Raw genomic sequence first — 3,183 nt, forward strand, 5'->3', positions numbered from 1 at the left:
TCACTGCCTTTGGCATCCTCGAAGCGCAGCTCGTTGTAGCCGTCCCCTTTATGGGTTTTGGAGCGCAAGGCCATCTGGGTTTTGCTGCCGGGCAGGTCCCCCGGCGGCAGATTGCTGGCATGGTAGGCGCGTCCGGTGACAATCGGCTGGTCCGGGTCGCCGTTAAGAAAGTCCACCACCACCTCCTGCCCGATACGCGGTATCGCCAGCATGCCCCAGCCCTGCCCGGCCCAGGGCTGGGTCACCCGTATCCAGCAGGAGCTGCTGTCGTTGTTCCGGCCGTAGCGGTCCCAGAGAAATTGCAGCCGGATACGGCCGTAGCGGTCGCAGTAGATTTCTTCGCCCGCCGGGCCCACGACTTTGGCAATCTGCGGGCCCTCCATCGCCGGTTTGGGTAACGGGGCCGGGCGCCAGTGCTGATTATCAGCAATGAAGGTAAAGTCGTTGCGCATCACGGTGCCGCTCTCTCCGGCGGCCTGTTCCAGCGCCTGCGGCTGACTGCCATGATGGGTGACGCCGACCAGCTGCCAGAGCCGGTTGAGGTCGTCCCGGGGATGGCCGGTCAGGGTGAACAGCACGCCGGGCTGCATCGTCGCGGCATTACTTTCACCGTCACCGGTCAGGGCATTGTTGCGCAGCGCTTCCAGCCGGTAGCGGGTGAAGTCGGCGCCGTGCTGTTCGTCTTTGAAGCGGCCGGGAAAATCGAAGTGTTCATAGCCGGTATGCTGGAGGTCCTGTTCCCGCATCTGATGACGGAACTCCGCCGCCCAGGCCGGGTTTTTGAAGGTGTAATCTTTGAGCTCGACCACCGCCGGCCGTACCTGCGCCTGGCGGGTCAGCCGGGTAATGCACAGCTGCTGGGCCTGTTCAGCGTCGTCGGGGTGATAGGGCAGCACCGGGCCGTTGACCACGGCGCCCGCATCGTCGGCAAACACCAGGGTGTTTTTATGGCCGGTGAATTCAAAGAAGTAAAAAATCCCCTCTTCGGCGGTCAGGCGTTGCAGAAAGTCAAAATCGGTTTCGCGGTACTGGACGCAGAACTCCCGTTCCGGGTGGGGGTTGCGCAGGCTGAACGCCACATCCCGCACGCCGTTCTCTTTGAGCAGGGTGGTGAGGATGGTTTTGATATCCTGCTGCTGAAAAATCCGGGCATTCTGGCGCAGGGTGGCGCGCCACATATCGGGCCGGATAGTCATGTCATAGCGGGTCTGATGTTTGCCGGTATTGCCCTGGACAAAACTGGCGACCATGCCGGTGACGGTACGCTCGACGTTGCCGGCGCGCAGAATGGTCAGGGTGGCGGGCTGGTCGAGGACGGCGGCGAAATCAATCGCCGGGTCGGCACTGGCTAAACTGACCGCCAGCGTGAACGGGGTGGAGAGGGCTTCGTGCAGGGTAAAGCCGGCCACCACGAAGGTGTGCGGCGGCAGGCCGCCGGCGGTGAGGGTAAACTGTAAGCCGCCGGCGCGTTGCGGACTCAGCCGGTCAGCGATTTGCTGAGCGAGGCTGGCGGCGCCGGCGGTTTTTTTCTGGAATGACATATAAGGGTTCCTTCTCTGAATTTACGGGCGGAGCGGCTCGGGGAGCGCGGTCAGCCCGGCGGCTTTTTGCAACGCGTCATACTGGCTGAGCAGGGCGTTAAAACGGTCGTCGGTCTTTTTTATCAGCGCCGGTGAGACGGGCTGTCCCTGTTCGACGGCGGCGGAAAGCTGGCGCAGCAGCTCTTCCAGCGGGATATCACGGTGGTGGCTGTGCTGGATTTGGTAAATCGCCGTTTTCAGGTAAGAGAGGGTGAAACTGCCCCGGTTGCGCTCCTGCTCTAGGATGTTGTCCGCCAGTAACTGGAGCTGATGCCGGGTCTGCTGCCAGCTGCCGGAGACCGGCGCGTTTTCCCGCCGGATGGACTGTAACTGCTGCCAGCGCTGCGTTTCCTGCTGCTGCCGGCGGTCCTGCGGCCAGGTTTTTTGTGCCCTGTCGGTCAGCTGCTCAGCCTGTTGCAGCACCACCAGCGGGGAGGTGTCCGCCAGCCGGGTTAACTGCTGCGCATAAGTTTGCAGGTCGGGGTGGTACAGCCAGGCCAGCCTGGCCCCGTCCGGGGTGTCGGTCAGGGCGGTGAGCTGCTGTTGCAGCGGCCGGTAAAGGCCCAGCCAGCTGCCGGTCAGGACAAACGCCCCCAGTAAGAGACCCAGGCCGAACCCCTGTAGTGCGCTCATCGGCCGCGGGGGCGGCGCAGGGAAACGGACCTGGACTTTGGGCTGACGGCGGTCGTATTCCGCGTCGCCGCCGGGGTCCGGTTCAGACGGCGCCGGCGCGGTGGTCTCGGCCAGGTAAACCAGCGGCGGCATCTGCACGGGTTTGGCCGCGGGGTTGGGCAGGATACGGGGCTGTTCCAGTTTTTTGGCGGTGTTCTGGAAGAACCACAACAGGTTGTCGACCTTCGGCAGGCGTTTCAGCTCGGACTGCTGGAGCCGGTCGACTATCAGCTGTAAGGCCCGCTCGGCCCGGTAAATCATCCGCAGGTCACGGGCGGTGTAATCGTGCTGGCGTAAGGCGTGGCCGCTGCGGGTGTTAAACCAGTCCAGCAGGTCGGCGCGGACCGCCGGCTGCGGCGGCCACAGTTCATCCCACTGGCTGACCATCACCCCGGCCAGCAGCTCACAGCCTTCGGTAAACCCCGCCAGGCCGCTGAGCTGCATCCGGGCCAGGGTGTAGTAAATCGCGCTCTGCAAATCGACGCCGTGGGTGCGAAACAGCGTCAGGGCCAGGGATTCGATAAGCGGCCAGTTCACTGCCGGCTGAGACGGGTGGTTGATTTTGTTGATTTCCTCGCGGATGGCGGTGAACGCCGGCAGATGCATCGGGTTACTGCCGGCGCGGATAATCAGGTTTTCAGGGTGTTCACGCATGGCCGTTCATCCTTTCACCTGCCTCCGCCGGCGCGGAGGACAGGGGGGGTTGATTTTGCATTAATAAAAAGTTTGCCATTAATACAGGGTGTCAGGCAGTCTGAACTGACTGAACAGGCCGCCGGCAAACGGGTTGTCGGATTCATCCACGTAGATACGGTAGGTCATGTCGCCGCCGTCCACGGTGAACCGCACATCAAACGCATCCTGACGCACATTAGTCAGTTTGCCGCTGTTAATCAGGCGCAGCTGGGCCCACGGGCCGGTGAAGCTGATG

General features: G+C 62.9%; 3 protein-coding genes. All 3 read right to left on the reverse strand.

What is annotated here, in order from left to right; translation table 11 throughout:
• Positions 1 to 1,541 (reverse strand): type VI secretion system Vgr family protein (locus AAC155_RS23835; protein WP_146748150.1); only part of this gene is annotated, 1,541 nt, incomplete at its 3' end.
• Positions 1,542 to 1,562: 21 nt separating this feature from the next.
• On the reverse strand, positions 1,563 to 2,906 hold the full coding sequence (locus AAC155_RS23840; RefSeq protein ID WP_113044390.1) for a VasL domain-containing protein: 1,344 nt from the start codon (positions 2,904 to 2,906) through the stop codon (positions 1,563 to 1,565).
• A gap of 78 nt (positions 2,907 to 2,984) precedes the next feature.
• The coding region (locus AAC155_RS23845) for a type VI secretion IcmF C-terminal domain-containing protein (RefSeq protein ID WP_146748151.1) at positions 2,985 to 3,183 on the reverse strand (199 nt) is incomplete at its 5' end.

The sequence above is a fragment of the Photorhabdus sp. HUG-39 genome (assembly GCF_963878365.1).
Taxonomy (GTDB): domain Bacteria; phylum Pseudomonadota; class Gammaproteobacteria; order Enterobacterales; family Enterobacteriaceae; genus Photorhabdus; species Photorhabdus kayaii.